Source organism: Sulfurimonas sp. (genome assembly GCF_029027405.1).
Taxonomy (GTDB): domain Bacteria; phylum Campylobacterota; class Campylobacteria; order Campylobacterales; family Sulfurimonadaceae; genus Sulfurimonas.
Genome location: NZ_CP093396.1, coordinates 2,294,756 through 2,310,404, shown reverse-complemented (window position 1 = coordinate 2,310,404; position 15,649 = coordinate 2,294,756). Strand labels below are relative to the sequence as shown.

16 protein-coding genes are annotated in these 15,649 nt (G+C 31.7%); 6 read left to right on the top strand and 10 right to left on the bottom strand.

Annotation, left to right across the window (positions count from 1 at the left end):
• Positions 1 to 6 precede the first annotated feature (6 nt).
• Positions 7 to 1,980 (top strand): ATP-dependent zinc metalloprotease FtsH, encoded by a 1,974-nt coding sequence (gene ftsH, locus MOV42_RS11190; RefSeq protein WP_324171262.1) that lies wholly within the window; start codon positions 7 to 9, stop codon positions 1,978 to 1,980.
• Positions 1,961 to 2,680 (top strand): CDP-diacylglycerol--serine O-phosphatidyltransferase, encoded by a 720-nt coding sequence (gene pssA / locus MOV42_RS11185; protein WP_324171261.1) that lies wholly within the window; start codon positions 1,961 to 1,963, stop codon positions 2,678 to 2,680. Before ftsH ends, pssA begins: the two co-directional genes overlap by 20 nt.
• 4 nt (positions 2,681 to 2,684) lie before the next feature.
• Here the strand turns inward: pssA and MOV42_RS11180 are convergent, their stop codons facing one another.
• The 3 genes from MOV42_RS11180 to MOV42_RS11170 all read right to left on the bottom strand — a co-directional run bounded on the left by MOV42_RS11180 (position 2,685) and on the right by MOV42_RS11170 (position 7,280).
• On the bottom strand, positions 2,685 to 5,036 hold the full coding sequence (locus MOV42_RS11180) for a hypothetical protein (RefSeq protein WP_324171260.1): 2,352 nt from the start codon (positions 5,034 to 5,036) through the stop codon (positions 2,685 to 2,687).
• Between the two features lie 63 nt (positions 5,037 to 5,099).
• Positions 5,100 to 6,356, bottom strand: a complete 1,257-nt coding sequence (gene serS, locus MOV42_RS11175) for a serine--tRNA ligase (RefSeq protein WP_324171259.1) — start codon at positions 6,354 to 6,356, stop codon at positions 5,100 to 5,102.
• A 12-nt stretch (positions 6,357 to 6,368) separates the two neighbouring features.
• Positions 6,369 to 7,280: a methylenetetrahydrofolate reductase gene (locus tag MOV42_RS11170; protein WP_324171258.1), complete on the bottom strand. Its 912-nt coding sequence runs from the start codon at positions 7,278 to 7,280 to the stop codon at positions 6,369 to 6,371.
• A gap of 64 nt (positions 7,281 to 7,344) precedes the next feature.
• On the opposite strand from MOV42_RS11170, the gene serB reads away from it, so the two are divergent.
• The gene (gene serB, locus MOV42_RS11165) at positions 7,345 to 7,968 is read left to right on the top strand and encodes a phosphoserine phosphatase SerB (RefSeq protein WP_324171257.1); all 624 of its coding nucleotides are present in this window, start codon (positions 7,345 to 7,347) and stop codon (positions 7,966 to 7,968) included.
• Positions 7,969 to 8,283, top strand: a complete 315-nt coding sequence (locus MOV42_RS11160) for a hypothetical protein (protein ID WP_324171256.1) — start codon at positions 7,969 to 7,971, stop codon at positions 8,281 to 8,283. It begins immediately after the preceding gene.
• On the opposite strand, the gene MOV42_RS11155 is transcribed toward MOV42_RS11160, so the two are convergent.
• The 4 genes from MOV42_RS11155 to rpsF all read right to left on the bottom strand — a co-directional run bounded on the left by MOV42_RS11155 (position 8,264) and on the right by rpsF (position 11,373).
• The gene (locus tag MOV42_RS11155) at positions 8,264 to 9,973 is read right to left on the bottom strand and encodes an OmpA family protein (protein WP_324171255.1); all 1,710 of its coding nucleotides are present in this window, start codon (positions 9,971 to 9,973) and stop codon (positions 8,264 to 8,266) included. The genes MOV42_RS11160 and MOV42_RS11155 overlap by 20 nt on opposite strands.
• A 100-nt stretch (positions 9,974 to 10,073) precedes the next feature.
• Positions 10,074 to 10,337, bottom strand: coding sequence for a 30S ribosomal protein S18 (gene rpsR / locus MOV42_RS11150; RefSeq protein WP_324171254.1), 264 nt, complete (start codon positions 10,335 to 10,337; stop codon positions 10,074 to 10,076).
• Positions 10,338 to 10,361: 24 nt separating this feature from the next.
• The gene (locus MOV42_RS11145) at positions 10,362 to 10,928 is read right to left on the bottom strand and encodes a single-stranded DNA-binding protein (protein WP_324171253.1); all 567 of its coding nucleotides are present in this window, start codon (positions 10,926 to 10,928) and stop codon (positions 10,362 to 10,364) included.
• A gap of 31 nt (positions 10,929 to 10,959) precedes the next feature.
• The gene (rpsF, locus tag MOV42_RS11140) at positions 10,960 to 11,373 is read right to left on the bottom strand and encodes a 30S ribosomal protein S6 (protein ID WP_324171252.1); all 414 of its coding nucleotides are present in this window, start codon (positions 11,371 to 11,373) and stop codon (positions 10,960 to 10,962) included.
• 227 nt (positions 11,374 to 11,600) lie between these two features.
• On the opposite strand from rpsF, the gene MOV42_RS11135 reads away from it, so the two are divergent.
• Together MOV42_RS11135 and MOV42_RS11130 are read left to right on the top strand one after the other, a co-directional pair.
• The gene (locus MOV42_RS11135; RefSeq protein ID WP_324171251.1) at positions 11,601 to 12,608 is read left to right on the top strand and encodes a divergent polysaccharide deacetylase family protein; all 1,008 of its coding nucleotides are present in this window, start codon (positions 11,601 to 11,603) and stop codon (positions 12,606 to 12,608) included.
• Complete coding sequence (locus tag MOV42_RS11130; RefSeq protein WP_324171250.1) at positions 12,609 to 13,382, top strand: DNA-processing protein DprA; 774 nt, start codon at positions 12,609 to 12,611, stop codon at positions 13,380 to 13,382.
• Between the two features lie 2 nt (positions 13,383 to 13,384).
• Here MOV42_RS11130 and queA read toward each other — a convergent pair whose 3' ends face one another.
• Genes queA through tatB form a run of 3 tightly spaced genes read right to left on the bottom strand, consistent with a single transcriptional unit; the run spans position 13,385 to position 15,634 of the window.
• A complete protein-coding gene (queA, locus tag MOV42_RS11125) occupies positions 13,385 to 14,416 on the bottom strand; it encodes a tRNA preQ1(34) S-adenosylmethionine ribosyltransferase-isomerase QueA (protein ID WP_324171249.1) in 1,032 nt (343 codons plus the stop codon).
• Between the two features lie 23 nt (positions 14,417 to 14,439).
• Complete coding sequence (gene tatC / locus MOV42_RS11120) at positions 14,440 to 15,246, bottom strand: twin-arginine translocase subunit TatC (protein WP_324171248.1); 807 nt, start codon at positions 15,244 to 15,246, stop codon at positions 14,440 to 14,442.
• Positions 15,239 to 15,634, bottom strand: coding sequence for a Sec-independent protein translocase protein TatB (gene tatB / locus MOV42_RS11115; protein WP_324171247.1), 396 nt, complete (start codon positions 15,632 to 15,634; stop codon positions 15,239 to 15,241). The genes tatC and tatB overlap by 8 nt, the downstream gene beginning before the upstream one ends.
• Positions 15,635 to 15,649: the final 15 nt, after the last annotated feature.

The window sequence follows — 15,649 nt, the reverse complement described above, 5'->3', positions numbered from 1 at the left end:
ATAAAAATGTCAAAACAAAATTCAAATGATGATAAAAATAATAATTTTTTTAATAAAAACCCACTAATAACTTTTGCAATTTTTTCAATTGTAATAATTATGTTGTTCAAGGGACTAGTCGGTGATGGCTCAGCATTTAATGCGAATAATGGCACTTCAACGAGCAGATCAAAACAAGTTAGCTACTCAGAATTTAAAGGCTTAATAGAGTCTAAGAGTTTATCAAAAGTAGAAATAGGGCAAAGCTACATAAAAGCAAAATCTGCAGATGGGATGATTTATACAACTAGACTGATACCAGGTGATGTAAATCTTGTTTCATTACTAGATAGCAAAGGTATTGATTACTCTGGTTTTAGTGAAACAAATTGGTTTACAGAAATGTTTGGTTGGTTATTTCCATTTTTACTTATTATAGGTATTTGGATGTTCTTCGCTGGACGCATGCAAAAAAGCATGGGTGGCGGAATTCTAGGTATGGGTAATTCTAAAAAAATGATTAACTCAGAAAAACCGGATACAAAATTTGATGATGTTGCAGGTGTTGAAGAAGCAAAAGAAGAAGTTCAAGAAATTGTTGATTTTTTAAAGTATCCTGCTCGTTATGTTGAAATTGGTGCTAAAATTCCAAAGGGTGTTTTACTTGTTGGTTCTCCAGGTACTGGTAAGACACTTTTAGCTAAAGCTGTTGCGGGTGAAGCAGATGTTCCATTTTTCTCGGTAAACGGTTCTAGTTTTATAGAAATGTTTGTTGGTGTTGGTGCGGCTCGTGTTCGTGACCTATTTGAGCAAGCAAAAAAAGATGCACCAAGTATAATTTTTATAGATGAAATAGATGCAATTGGTAAAAGTCGTGCTGCTGGTGGCATGATGGGTGGGAATGATGAAAGAGAACAAACTTTAAACCAACTATTAGCAGAGATGGATGGTTTTGGTACTGATACACCGGTAATTATATTAGCTGCTACAAATAGACCAGAGGTGCTAGATGCAGCACTTTTAAGACCAGGGCGTTTTGATAGACAAGTATTAGTGGATAAGCCAGATTTTGAAGGTCGTGTTAAAATCTTAAAAGTACACATGAAAAGCGTAAAAATGGATGATGATGTAGAGATAGATGAAATAGCTCGACTTACAGCAGGACTTGCAGGTGCAGACTTAGCAAATATAATAAATGAAGCAGCATTACTTGCTGGTAGAAAAAGTCAAAAAACTGTTAAGCAGAGTGATTTATTTGAATCAGTTGAGAGAGCAATAGCAGGACTTGCTAAAAAATCTCGTCGTATAAATCCAAAAGAGAAAAAAATTGTTGCTTATCACGAGAGTGGACATGCCCTGTTAGCTGAAACTACAGATGGAGCAAAAAAAGTTTCTAAAGTTTCTATAGTGCCTCGTGGTCTTGCTGCTTTAGGTTATACTCTAAACAAACCAGAAGAAGATAGATTTATGATGCAACGCTTTGAAATGTGGGCAGAAGTAGATGTTTTACTTGGTGGTAGAGCTGCCGAAGAAGTTTTTATAGGTGAGATTTCTACTGGTGCTGGAAATGATTTGGAGCGTTCTACAGATATTATTAAATCAATGGTACAAACATATGGAATGACAGATGTAGCTGGTCTGATGGTTTTAGAAAAAAGTAGACAATCTTTTATAGGTGGTGGTCAACAAGCTACTCGTGAATATAGTGATAAAATGGCTGAGGAGATGGATAACTTCATTAAATCATCATTAGAGGAACATTACGGTAGCGTAATAAAGCGATTAGAAGAGTATAAAGGTGCCATTGAAAATATGGTTGAACTTTTATATGAAAAAGAAAATATTACAGGCGATGAAGTAAGAGAAATTATAGTCAATTTTGAAAAAGAGAACAATCTAAAATCTAAGGTTATTGAATCAGTTAATGAGATAAAAGAAGAGTTAAAAGAAGATGCCAAAATGGTAAAAAAAGATGTAAAAGATGAAGACCAAACAAGCTAATTTAATATACATACTGCCAAATATTTTCACAGCAGCTTCAATTTTTTCGGGTGTATTTAGCATCATTAGTGCAGTTAACGGTGAGTATGACAAAGCTTCTTGGTTAATAATGCTTTCATTAATCTTAGATGGTATAGATGGAAGAGTTGCAAGACTCACAAATACTTGTTCAAAGTTTGGAGTAGAGTTTGATTCTTTGGCAGACATGGTAGCTTTTGGTGTTGCTCCAGCACTTTTAATGTACTTATTTGTTGGTCATGAATTTGGTAGATTTGGCGTGGTTGCATCTGCACTATTTGTCATTTTTGGTGCTATAAGACTTGCTAGGTTTAATGTGATGACTGTTAGTAGTGAACCTAGTGTGTTTATTGGTGTTCCTATACCTACTGCAGCTGTTTTTGTCTCTTTGCTTGTTCTGTTATTTCATAAATATGACCTTAATGTTGATTATGGAATTGTTATTATGTTATTATCAATTTTAGTGTCAATTTTAATGGTTAGTAATATTCGATATCCTAGCTTTAAAAAGATAGATTTATCGCCTAAACACGCTATGAAATCTTTTGTTTTTATACTTTCTGCTCTACTACTTGTTTTTATGTACCCTATTGAAGGTTTTACTTTATTGGCAGTTATATATATCTTGTATGGAATTGCAAGAACTGTAATACTGATGCCAAAAACACTTGTAAAGAAATAGGCTTTTAGTTTTTACTTTTCTCTTTTTGTTCTTTTTCAAATAGTAACTCCTCTAAGTCTATTTGAAAATCAAAATAACTAGAATTAAAACCATTGTCTCCAACTCTAGCGAACTGTATAACAGCTCCTTTATTATTTTTTACTTCTAAGTAGAGCAAACCAAGAGCGTATCTACTTTCAAGAAAGTTGTTGTCTTTCATTTTTGCTAATTTTAAAAGAACTATAGCATTTGCATGATGTAAAGCTGCAGTAGATGCTACTGCTCCTAAAAAAATTGTGTACGCATCCCTTACTTTTAAATTATCTATCAAGTGATTATATAGTGTATATGATTCTTCAAAAGCTTTATCGTAAAGAGAAGCTAATGCAAGAGAACTTGCTATCTCGTGTGTATTTGAATCTGTACTCTCAAGTACATCTTTAAGTTGCTGTCTCAAAAAGTATAATCTACCAATAATAAGATTTTGTTGAATATATAAATATCTAGTAATATATGGTCCATAATACAAATCATCAAAAGATAATTTTTGTAATTTTAAATAGTTTAATACTTTTTTTGCATAAATTTTAGGTTTGAAGTCTCTAAAATGTGCATCAATGTACATTATATGTGAAAGGATTTCATTTGGCAGTAATAGAGTTAGTTTATGAGAAGCTTTTTTTGCTAGTTTATTATTTCCCAATTCCAAAGCTATTATGGTGTCTAGTGCTAAATATAGCGGTTTTTGCTTATAATCTTTATCGAGCCAATCAGCACTTGATAAAATGTTATTATCACTGATATTTAAAAGTGTTTTGTACATATATATCTGCTCACTATCTTTTTCTAATAGGATTGAATCTTTTAGAATAACTGTTAAATTTGTTGCATTTTTATTTATAAGCTGGCTTGTCATAATAGCAAAAATACCAGACAAGTAATTTTTTGAGTCTAAATGAAAAGAGAGTATAAAGTGCTTATTAGCTTTATTTATATCTCCCATTTGAGCATAAGTTAATGCAAGATTATATTGAAGTATTGAATGTTTTGGTTGAATTTTAACTAATCTTTGTAGCTCATTGTTTGCATCTCTAAGTTTAAAGGCAAGAGCATTCTTTATCGCGATAACAATACCTTTATTTACATTTGAAGACGAAGCACTTCTTCTTAAATATTGTTTAGCAGATGAAGTATTGTTAATATAAATATTTGCATTACCTTTTTGAATGAAACTAATAGTTTTATCTGCATTAAATATTTTATAAGGAGCATAATAAAATATTTTTTGATAGTTAAAAAGTTGAGAGTTAACAATTTTTTCTCTGTACCGAACCTGTGCTTTTAGTGGGTCAAATAGAGAATCTTTTAATTTTACTTTTATTGGATATGGCTCATAAACTTTCTCTGGGAACATATCTGTTACATTCTTAAGTTGCTTACTTGCCGTTGTTACTTGACCTGCTTTTAAGTTAATAAAAGCTTGAGCAATAGCTGATCTAACAGGTTCTATATTTTTAATAAGAGACTCTTTTAAATATTTTTGAGCAAGTGTAATATCTCCAATTTTCGCATATAAAAGAGCGATATTAAAAGAATCATCTGTATCAAAATCTTTTTCCATCGCTTCAACGGCTTTATAATTATTTGAATAAAGAGCATTTATTTTAGCTTTTAAATGTTTTTGAGTAGTTGGATATTCCTCACTTGTTGGATCCTCTAATGCACTTAGCGCTTCGTAATAGTTTTGGTTGTAGTAGCTAATAAGAGTATAATAATAAGAATATAAGGGTGAATTTTTTTCTTTTGCTAAGTAGGCATGTGCAAGGTCTATATAATATCTAAAGCTTTTCTCATAGCCTAAATGTAAAGAACAAACAGCAGCATTTATTGCACTAACACATCTTTTTTCATCATTTAAAATTGCTTTTTTAAATGTTTTGAGTGCTATCTCATAGTCTCCATCTTTTAGTTGAGCCACTCCTAAGTTGTAAACAGAAATTGCTTCAGAATATTGTGCAATTTTTTCATATAAAAATAGAGCTTCATCTTTTGAACCTGTTGAGTATAAGTAGTTGGCTTTTGCTATCATATGCTCAAGTTTACTAGGTTCTACATGGACCTGTGTATTCTCATCTAGCTTTTCTTCAATAAAGTCCATGGAATTGTATTGAACTTCATTTTTAGGTGATTTTATTATAAAAAAGATAACAATAAATATTATGAGTATAGAAAGAATAGTACTTATACTAATAAATAGTATTTTTTTATTTTTGGATGTTGCTTGTATTTGATTTTCATCTTCTAGGGGTGTTGTTTCTGGACCTGCTGCATCACTCTCTTCAATAATTATTATTTCTTCTGCTACTTCTTCAGCCATGATATACCTTGTTTTATTGTCCTTTATTAAGCAATAAAGGTACCATTATCCAGTTTCTGCATTTTAAACGCTCATTTCTAAATAAGGCTTCAAGACTTCAGGAATATCTATTCTTCCATCTTCATTTTGATTATTTTCCATTAAAGCTACAAGTGTTCTTCCTACAGCTAGAGAAGATCCATTTAATGTATTAACAAATTTATTTTTCTTGCCATCTTTGTAACGAATTTTTGCTCGTCTTGCTTGGAAGTCTCTTGTATTTGAGATAGAAGAGATTTCACGATAAGTGTTTTGACCTGGTAGCCAAACTTCAATATCTACTGTTTTAGCAGCTCCAAATCCTAAGTCTCCTGTACATAGTTGAACAATTCTATGTGGTAATTTTAGTGCCGTTAATATATCAGAAGCACAATCAATCATTTCGTTAAAAACTAGATCGCTTCTCTCTTCTTTGGTAATACAAACTAATTCAACCTTATGAAATTGATGTTGTCTTATCATTCCTCGTGTATCACGACCTGCTGCCCCTGCCTCTTTTCTATAACATGAAGTATAACCTGTCATCTTTATAGGTAGTGATTCATATGGCAGTATTTCTCCTTGAAAAAGATTTGTTAAAGGAACTTCGCCAGTTGGAATCATAAACATTTCTTGCCCTTCTATTTTGTACAAATCATTTTCAAATTTTGGAAGTTGACCTGTTCCTTCAAGAGCAGTCCTGTTTACCATGTGTGGAACGCTAACTTCTCTGAAACCTCTGCTACCATTAAAATTAAGCATAAAGTTTATAAGTGCTCTTTCAAGTTTTGCACCCATGCCATAAGATACACTGAAACGACTGCCAGAGAGTTTTGCTCCTCGTTCAAAGTCTATCCACTTATTTTGTTCTGCTAATTCCCAATGCTCTTTTGGAGTAAAAGTAAATTCTTTTGGAGTTAAAACTTTTTTTATTTCAATATTATCATTTTCATCTTTTCCATCTGGAACTTCATCATCCGGAATATTAGGAACAGCCATGGCAATATTTTCTAATTCTTCTTGTTTAACTCTTTGGATATCTAGTGCCTCAGCAATAACAATCTTATTGGCATCTACTCTTTGCTTAAGTTCACTAATATTTTTACCTTCTCTTTTGTAAACACCAAACTCTTTACTCATAGAGTTTTGTAAAGCTTGAAGTGTTTCAAAGCTTACTTTAGCTTTTTTAAGTTCTTCATTTTTAAGTTTTAAGCTCTCAAGAAGTGCTATATCAACACCTTTTCTTTGTAGTTTTTTACTTATACTTTCAAAATCTTTTTGTAGTAGTTTTAAGTCAATCATAATTTTCCTATTTTATTTTAATATATCGTGAGCTAATTTAAATTGGTTTGCTGTCATTAGGTGTATCTTTGGATGATACTCTTTTAGAGAATCAAAAAGATTTTTACTAAGCTCAAATCCAACTTTATACTCTTCTTCTTCACTCTTCGCATGTGCATCTCTTAGAGCTTCTATCCAAGAGTTTGGAACATTAATTCCTGGTACATGAGCAGACAAAAATTGTGCAGTTCTTAATTTTGTAATCGGGAAGATGCCAAAAACCAACTCTGAACTTTTGTTATATTTTCTAGATTCTATATTTGCATTTCCATGGATCTCTAAAAGCTTTTTTGCATTTTCCAAACTATATAAAGGTTGAGATATTATACCTTTTGCCCCATGTCGTATCTTTTTTTGCATCTTTTTTTGAAGTGTTTTGGGATTTTTGGCATAAGAATTTACAACAGCAAAAGGATATATATATTTTGGTTTATGAGCAAAAGGCTTTCCAGCATAACTAAGTCCGCTATTAAAAGAGGCTATGATATCTAGCAAGAGTGTGCTATCTGCTTCAAAAACTCCCTTTGCATGAGGTTGGTCTGAGATTGTAGCAGGGTCACCAGTCAGTGCTAAAATTGCTCGTATATCTACTTCATTTGAACCAAGTAAATCAGACTGTAAGGCTATTTTATTTCTATCTCTCATACTTATCGTTGCAATTACAGGCTTATTAAACTTATCCTGTAACATTTTAGCAGCAAAAAGAGAGTTATACTTTAGTTTTGCTAAAGGATTGTCTGTTGTTGTAAAAGCGTCTACATAATTTTGCAGTCCTAATGCTTCGATTTTCTCAATTATTGGAGCAAAAGTAGGTGAGTGAGCTGGTGTAGTTTCAAGGGTAATATATGTGCTGTTTTGTAATTTATGCATAAGTGTATCAAACAAAAAAAATCCTAAATCTATATAATTGGCTATAATTGCGACATTATAACAAAAGTGAGTGATATAAATGCTAAAACTAGCTGTATTTGATTTTGATTCTACATTGATGGATGGCGAAACTATAGACTTTTTTGCCGATGAAATAGGAATTGGTGAAGAAGTTTCTCGTATAACAGAAGAAGCAATGAGTGGGAGACTTGATTTTTTTGAATCATTACAAGAACGCGTGGGACTTTTAAAGGGTTTAGATTTATCTATAGTTGAAAAAATAAGTCATAATTTACCATATATGAATGGAGCTATTGAGCTTATTGCAGAACTAAAAAAAAGAGATATAAAAGTAGTTTGTTTTAGTGGTGGTTTTAGAACTGCAACAGGTTACGCAAAAGATATTTTAGGATATGACGCAGACTTTTCAAATGTGCTTCATCATAAAGATGGAAAGCTTACAGGACTTGTTGGAGGAGATATGATGTTTAACTTCTCTAAAGGCGATATGCTTGTAAGACTTCAAAATATTTTAGGTGTAACTAAAGATGAGACTTTAGTATGTGGAGACGGGGCAAATGACTTAAGTATGTTTGCTCATGCTGGCACTAGAGTAGCTTTTTGTGCTAGAGAAATTTTAGAAAAAGAAGCAAATATTATTATAAAAGAAAAAGATTTAACAAAGATATTGGAGAAGATTTAAATGTTAGAAAATTCAGTTTGGAAACAGTATAACGATGAAAATAATTTTAGACAGATGCTTGCAAGATTTTGTAAGATGGAGATTGATAGTTTTGTAGAAGATGATAAAGTTTTATATGCTGTATTAAAAGCTAAACTTACAAAAAAAGAGTTAAAACTATTTGCAATGGATAGTGCTCAAATGGATGTAAAACAATTGACAGATGCTATGTCAATGAACGAAGAAGAGTTAGAAAAAGCAAAATATAAATTATATAAAAAACTCAAACAAGATAAAGTTCGTTTAAGTTTTAGAGCTAGTTCAAGAGTATCTTGAAAGATACTCTTCTGGACTTCTCCTTGTCTTCATGCTTTGCTTGCATAACATTTTTAGAGTAGCTTAAACCACTACCTTTTAGTATGTTTGTTAGCCATTTTTGAATCTTCAGATTTTGATTTTTAAAGATATAACTTAAAACAGAGTATGAACGATTCATAGATAATTTTTCATTTTTTAAGTATCTTGAAGTGAACTTTGCTCCACCCCATTCGCTAGAAGTATGTCCATTTATTTCTAAAGCATCTATATATGTTTGGTGTTTTTTAAGAAATGGTATAAGTTTGTTTGAAAATTCATTTAAATATATTTTTTGCTTGGTAGTAAGTTCAAACTTAGAAACTTTAAAATATAATTCATGATCAATAAACTCAATACTCAAATCTTTTTTTATTACAAGTTTGTAAGCTGCTATTTCTTGCTTAAATAACTCAATAAGTTCTTCATAAATATTTATTACTTTTGTAGATTTTTGAGCGATAGTTGCATCTCTGTTGAGTTTTACAACCCACATATTTGAGCTTTGAGAATTTTTATGTGTATTAATTCCAGCAGCTGCTGCTTGAGAGTTTCTAAGGATTGTTACCGCATTAAAAATATCATAGTTTTCATCACCGTAATGTTCTTGGTGGAGCATACCTAAAGTAGAGTCAAAAAGCATAACTAAGGCATTTGTATTGTAAGTGTCGCGTACATAACCAACACCTATTAGGGAACCATCAGAGTACTCTTTTATATCCTTCAAACCACTTGCATAAGTTGTAGAAATTGTTGTGTCAATCAAAATATTTTTTTGAAGATCAAACTTTATAAGTCTAACTTGGTCTTTATTCATGTCATCTTTATGTGAGAGTGAAACTAAAAAATTATTATCTCTAAGTTTAATAATTTTGTGTGGAGTGATTACACCATCTGTTTTATAGTGCTTTAGCCAGATTTTATTTCCATTTTCTGTTATACGCATCAAAGTTACATTTTTATTTTTCTCATAACTTGTAGTGCTAAGAACTAAAATAGAGCCATCAAAAGCCTCAACAGCATCTATCCCTCTGTCATCATACATAGTTCCGTATTTTTTGCTCCATAATTTTCTACCCTCTTTAGAAAATCTAGTTAAGTAAATATCATTTAAACCAAGTCCAGTTTCAAAAAGTGAGTCATGAGAAGAACGAGAGGTTATAGAACTACCAATAGCTAAAACACCACCATCTCGAAGTTTTATAAGATTGCTCATTCTGTCATAATTATTTGTTCCAAATGTTTTAGTGAAAATGGCATTACCATTTGAATCTAGTTTCAATATTATTAGTGAACCATCTAGAGTATAACCACCTACAAAGTATCCATTTGAAGGTGTTTTTACAACTGCTATAGCTTCACTAAACTTAGACATTTTAGAAGATTTATTTATGGTTAACTTTGCATAGTTATCTATTTTAAGTAGATGCATCTGTGAGCCAAAAGCATCTGAGACACTAGAAAGATAATCAAAAGCATTTGTATATGTTTTACTCTTTATTTTTGATTCTTTATAGTTTCTAGATATTCCAACAGCACTAATCTGTCCGTCATAATCTTGAGTAACATCAAAAAGAGCATCGTTGAAAGGCTCCTGTACTATAACTGAGAAATCAGAACTTTTTGAGTAAAGCGAAGTAAGAAGAAATAGAAAAAGAATAATTTTATGCATATGAGTACTTTTTAACCTTTATATAGCAAAAAATATTCCTAAATTATTTGCTTGAGTAGTAATTCCTATGCTTTGCATAGGAATTTGAAGAGTTGAAAACCTATCTTAAGTTTTCAAATGGTTGAGTTATAACTTGTTTTCTAGTAACTGTATATGGAACTAATGCTGCAGCTCTAGCTCTTTTTATTACTGCTGAAATCATGTCTTGGTGTCTTTTGCAGTTTCCTGTTAAACGACGAGGCATAATTTTATAACGCTCAGAAAGTGAGAAACGCAATGCTCCTACTTCTTTATAGTCCATAAAATCAACTTTTGATTCACAATATTTACAAAATCTTTTTTTGTATTTTCTTTTTTCTGCCATGGTATTTCCTTTATATATTATTGTCTAAAATGGAATTTCATCTTCATCGATGTCAATCACAGGAACATCATTGCTACTAGGCATCTGACGACTTTGCGCATTTGCATTTTGCTGATAGCTTTGTTGTTGCTTTTGCTGCCCTTTAGGCTCATCGTTACCATAGCTTGGTTGTTGTTGCTGTTGGTAACTTTGGTTTTGTTGAGGAGGAGGGTTATAGCTTTGTGCATTTTGCTGCGCAGGAGCTTGGTATCCACCACCTTGATTATCACCCTTTGAGTCTAGCATCTGCATAGTTTCTACAACTACACCATGCTTAGAGCGTTTTTGTCCATTTTGGTCAGTCCATTGATCAAATTGAAGTCTGCCTTCTACTAGGATTTTACTCCCTTTACGAAGGTATTGGTTAGCAATCTCAGCACTTCTAGCAAAAAAAGTAATATCTACAAAACATACTTCTTCTTTTTTCTCACCATTGCTAGTAAATTTACGACTAGTAGCAATAGCAGTTTTTGCTATTCCCATGCCACTTTGAGAGTATCTTAATTCGATATCTCTAGTTAAGTTTCCAACTAATATGACTTTATTAAACATGAACTTTCCTTAATCTTTTTGGCTTTAGCTATTACTCAGCTGCCGCTACTGGAGTTTCTTCAACTGCAGGAGTTTCTTCAACAACTGGAGTTGCTACTTTCGCAGCTGCTTTTTTCTCAGCTTTTTGAACTAGCTGATTCCAAGCTGTGATTTCACGATTTGTATCGTACTTGATAGTTACAAAACGAAGAAGATCTTCGTTGATACGGAAGCGTCTTTCGATTTCAGTAATTGCAGATGGAGCAATAGAATAATATATAACATGGTAGTAGCCACGCTCATTTTTATCAATTGGGTATGCTAATTTTCTCATTCCCATAGAGTCTGTAGTAGCGATTTCGCCACCATTTGAAGTAATTATTTCTTCGATAGCTTTGATGCTAGAAAGGATTTCTTCAGCTGTAAATGTTGGTTTAACGATAACTAGGTTTTCGTATTTTCTCATAGAGTATAATCTCCCTTTGGTATTTACCATTATAATGGCATTGTTTCTACTTTCGGATATAAATATATCATTACAATTAATGATACAAATAGAAAGGAACTCGCGATTATACATAAAAGATGCTTAAAATTACATCTAAGTTTTACATACTTTTCATTTTGCTATATTACTGCTAGTTTTTTCCTTTTTTAGGTATAGTTATAAAAAATTTGGAGATAATTATATAGATGGCAAAAAGAAAAAAGAAAAAAATCAATAGTAATTTTTTAACATATTTAGCATGGTTATTAGCAATAATTGCTATTACTTTGAGTTCGTTGGTTGCAGGATATTATTTCGGTTATGAAGACGCAAAAGAAGAGATAGCAGTAAAAGCTAAACAAGAGAAAATAAAAAGACTCTCTGTTTTAAAAAAATTAGAAAAAATCAGTTCTAAAAAATCAGTTCCTAGTGTAAATGCAAGGTTAAAAAAAGTTTTAAAAGAAGAAAGTAAAGTTTTTTCAGGTGCTTATCATGAGTATGAAGATATATCTTTGCCTAAACCTCCAAAACCACCTTCAAGAGTTAAGCGAGATATTAAAAAAATATCGACAAAACCAAAATTAGCAATAATAATAGATGATGTTAGTGTGAACTCTCATGTAAATGCAATAAAAAGTTTGGGAATCCCTTTAACAATGTCATTCTTACCACCTAGTTCATTTCGTCCAAATTCGCCACAGTTGGCATCTAAAGAAAAAATATATATGGTGCATCTACCTTTAGAAGCACAAAGTTTTAGTGCCGAGGAGCCATTAACTTTAAGAATAAGTGATTCAGATGCTAAAATATCGCAAAGAATATTAAAGATTAAACAGATGTTCCCTAGAGTTGCATATATAAATAATCATACAGGAAGTAAATTTACAGCAAATGAACTGGCGATGAATCGCCTTTTATATGCTCTTAAATCTCAAAAAATTAATTTTATAGATAGTAGAACAACTGCTTTAACAAAAGCTCCAAAAGTAATGAAAAACCTTGGTTTAAACTATGTTGCAAGAGATGTGTTTTTAGATCATGAAATGGATAAAGCATCTATAAAAATACAGATAAAAAGAGCTATAAAAATAGCCAAACTTCATGGTACAGCGATAGCTATTGGTCATCCTCATGCAAATACTCTTTTAGCCTTACATGAATCAAAATCTTTGTTTAAAGAGGTTGAATTAGTTTATATTGATAGGCTTTATTAGGTGAAAAAAGTTGAAGATAAAATAGTTGAATTGGAGTCTATGAAGAACTACCCAAATCAACTTTATTTTACTGGTAATCTTGAACTTTTAAAAAGAGTAAAAATCTCAATAGTCGGTAGTAGAAAGCCATCAAAATATTCTCGCTTAATTACCCATAAGTTAGCTTCCTCTTTATATAAAAATGGTGTATGTATAGTTAGCGGAGGAGCAATGGGCATAGATGCTATTGCTCATAAAAGTGCTGGAGTGTCAAATACAATTTGTGTTCTTCCTTGTGGTATAAATATTAAATATCCAGCAATTAACAAAAATTTATTAGTAGATATTGAAAAATCAGGATTATTGATTAGTCAGTTTGAAAAAGATTTTAGAGCAACTCCCTGGAGTTTTGTAGTAAGAAATGAAGTTGTTGTAGCTCTTGGAGAGGTGTTAGTAGTTATAGAAGCTGAGTTAAATAGTGGAAGTATGAGAAGTATAGAACTTGCATTGAAAATGGGAAAAGAAATTTTTGTTATTCCACATAGAATGGGAGAGAGTGAAGGAACGAATGAACTTTTAAAATCATTAAAAGCTAAAGCTATTTACGATATTGATGAGTTCGTTTCAAGGTTTGCATCTAGAGATATTTTAGAAAACAAAGTTGATGATTTTATAGAGTTTTGTAAAACAAATCCAACTTATGAGTTAGCTTTAAAAGAGTACCCTCAAAGAGTCTTTGAAGCTGAATTAAGTGGTGAAATTATTATACAAAACGGCAGAGTTATTACTGCTTAATTTTATATTATTAACATTGCATCGCCATAAGAGTAGAAACGGTACTCATTTTTTATAGCCTCTGCATAAAGTTCTTGTGTTTTATCAACTCCTATAAATGAAGCAACTAGCATTAAAAGAGTTGATTTTGGAAGATGAAAGTTTGTAAGTAAATGATTTACTCTTAGCGGTTTGTTATTTGGATGTAAAAATAGATTTGCTTCGCCTCTTTGAATTTTGCCATGTTTTTCATAAAATTCTATAGTTCTTGTTGATGTAGTTCCGATGCTAAGGATTGAAATATTAGAATCTAAAAGTTCTTTTGCTTTATCTGAAATATCATAATATTCTGAGTGCATAGGGTGGTCTGTTATTATTTGTGCTTCAACTGGTTTAAAAGTTCCGCTTCCTACATGTAGTGTTACATAAGCATGAGTATGATTATCACATATTTGTTTATGCTGTTCCCCAGTGAAATGGAGAGATGCAGTAGGTGCGGCTACTGCTCCTTCTTCTTTGGCAAACACACTTTGATACTCTGAAGAGTCTTCTTCATTATCTTCTCTTTGAATGTAAGGGGGAAGTGGAATATGCCCTATTTTATCTAAAATTGGGAGGAGGTCTTCAAATCGCAGAAGAGATATATTTTTATAAAAGTTTACAACTCTACTCCCATCATCTCTTAGCTCTTTTACAATTACAACCAACTCTTCATCAAAGTAAATTTTAGTATCTACTTTTACCTTACCTCTAATATAAACATTTATATTGTTAGCATCTAGGGGTTTGTTTATAAGTAACTCTATTTTCCCACCAGTTGATTTTTTTCCAAATATTCTAGCCTTAATAACTTTAGTATCATTAAAGATTAAAGCACAATTTTTTGGGATAAATTTTTCAAAATCATGAAAATATGTATGTATAATTTCATCTGTTTTTCGATTATATACTAAAAGTTTTGCACTATCTCTCGGGTTTGCTGGGTAAGTTGCTATAAATTTAGAGGGAAGTGTAAAGTCATAGCTAGAAGTTAATAGTTCTTTTTGCGAATTCATAATGATTTGTTAGAAGCCTCGATTTAATCGAGGTCTTTTTTTTCTATAGCAACTACTTCTTCTTTACTTTCATCTTCTTCTTCGTTTTCAAGTGGTGGTGCAGGATTTACCATCTTAACTATTATTATTGAACAACCATAAAGTATGATAAGTGGTCCTGCCATAAGAAGTTGAGTTAGAACATCTGGAGGAGTTAAAAGTGAAGCAACAACAAAGATAATAATAACTGCATATTTAAAAAATGATATCATCATTCTGTCATCTATTAGACCAAGTAGTGCTAAAAAGTAAGCAAAAACAGGAAGCTCAAAAGCAAGTCCAAAACCAAACATAATTTTTGTAAAAAACCCTACATAATCTTCTATATTTATTAGCGGTGTAAACTTGAAACTACCGAAGGTTATGAGAAAATCAAAACCAAACGGGGTCACGATATAGTAGGCAAATAAAACACCAATAAGGAACATTACAGTTCCTCCAATTATAAAAGGAATAATCATCTTTTTTTCATTTGCATAAAGGCCGGGAGCTATGAAGAGCCAGATTTGTGATAGTATTATAGGTAGGGAAGCAACAATACCCGCAAAAAATGAAACTTTTAAGGCAACAAAAAATGCCCCACCAACTTGAGAAGTTGTAACCATTCCATCTGCTGCATGAACAGATTTTTTACCAACTTCAAGAAGAGCTATATTTAAAGGCTCCACCATCCACTCTAAAATTGGTTCATGGAAATAAAACATAACAAAAAACATAGTAATTAAACTGGCTGCTGAGATACCAAGTCTTTTTCTTAGCTCAATCAGGTGTGGTTTTAAATCATCAAACATCTTTTATATCTTCTTTGCTTATAGGTTTTTTCTTAAAGGTTACTTTTTCTTCTTTTGGGCTTTCTTTTTTCTTTTTTGGCTCTACTAAATCATCTAGAAAATCATCATTTAAGTTTGTAAGAGACGGAGTTATGGAGCTTACATCTGTAACTTTTTTTATCTCATTTGTAGCTTTTAATAACTCTTTTTTGTAGGCAAGTGCTTCTTCTTTTATATCTGCTACATTCATTTCTTGCTCTATTGAGTCTTTAACTGTTCCTATGGTTTTTTTAAGACCTCTAAAAAATTTAGCTACTTCAACCATAGCAGTTGGAAGTTTATCTGGACCTAGAAAAAGGATAGCAATCACAGCAATAAAAAGTATCTCAGTAAAACCCATACCAAACATATTAAGCCTTCAAAT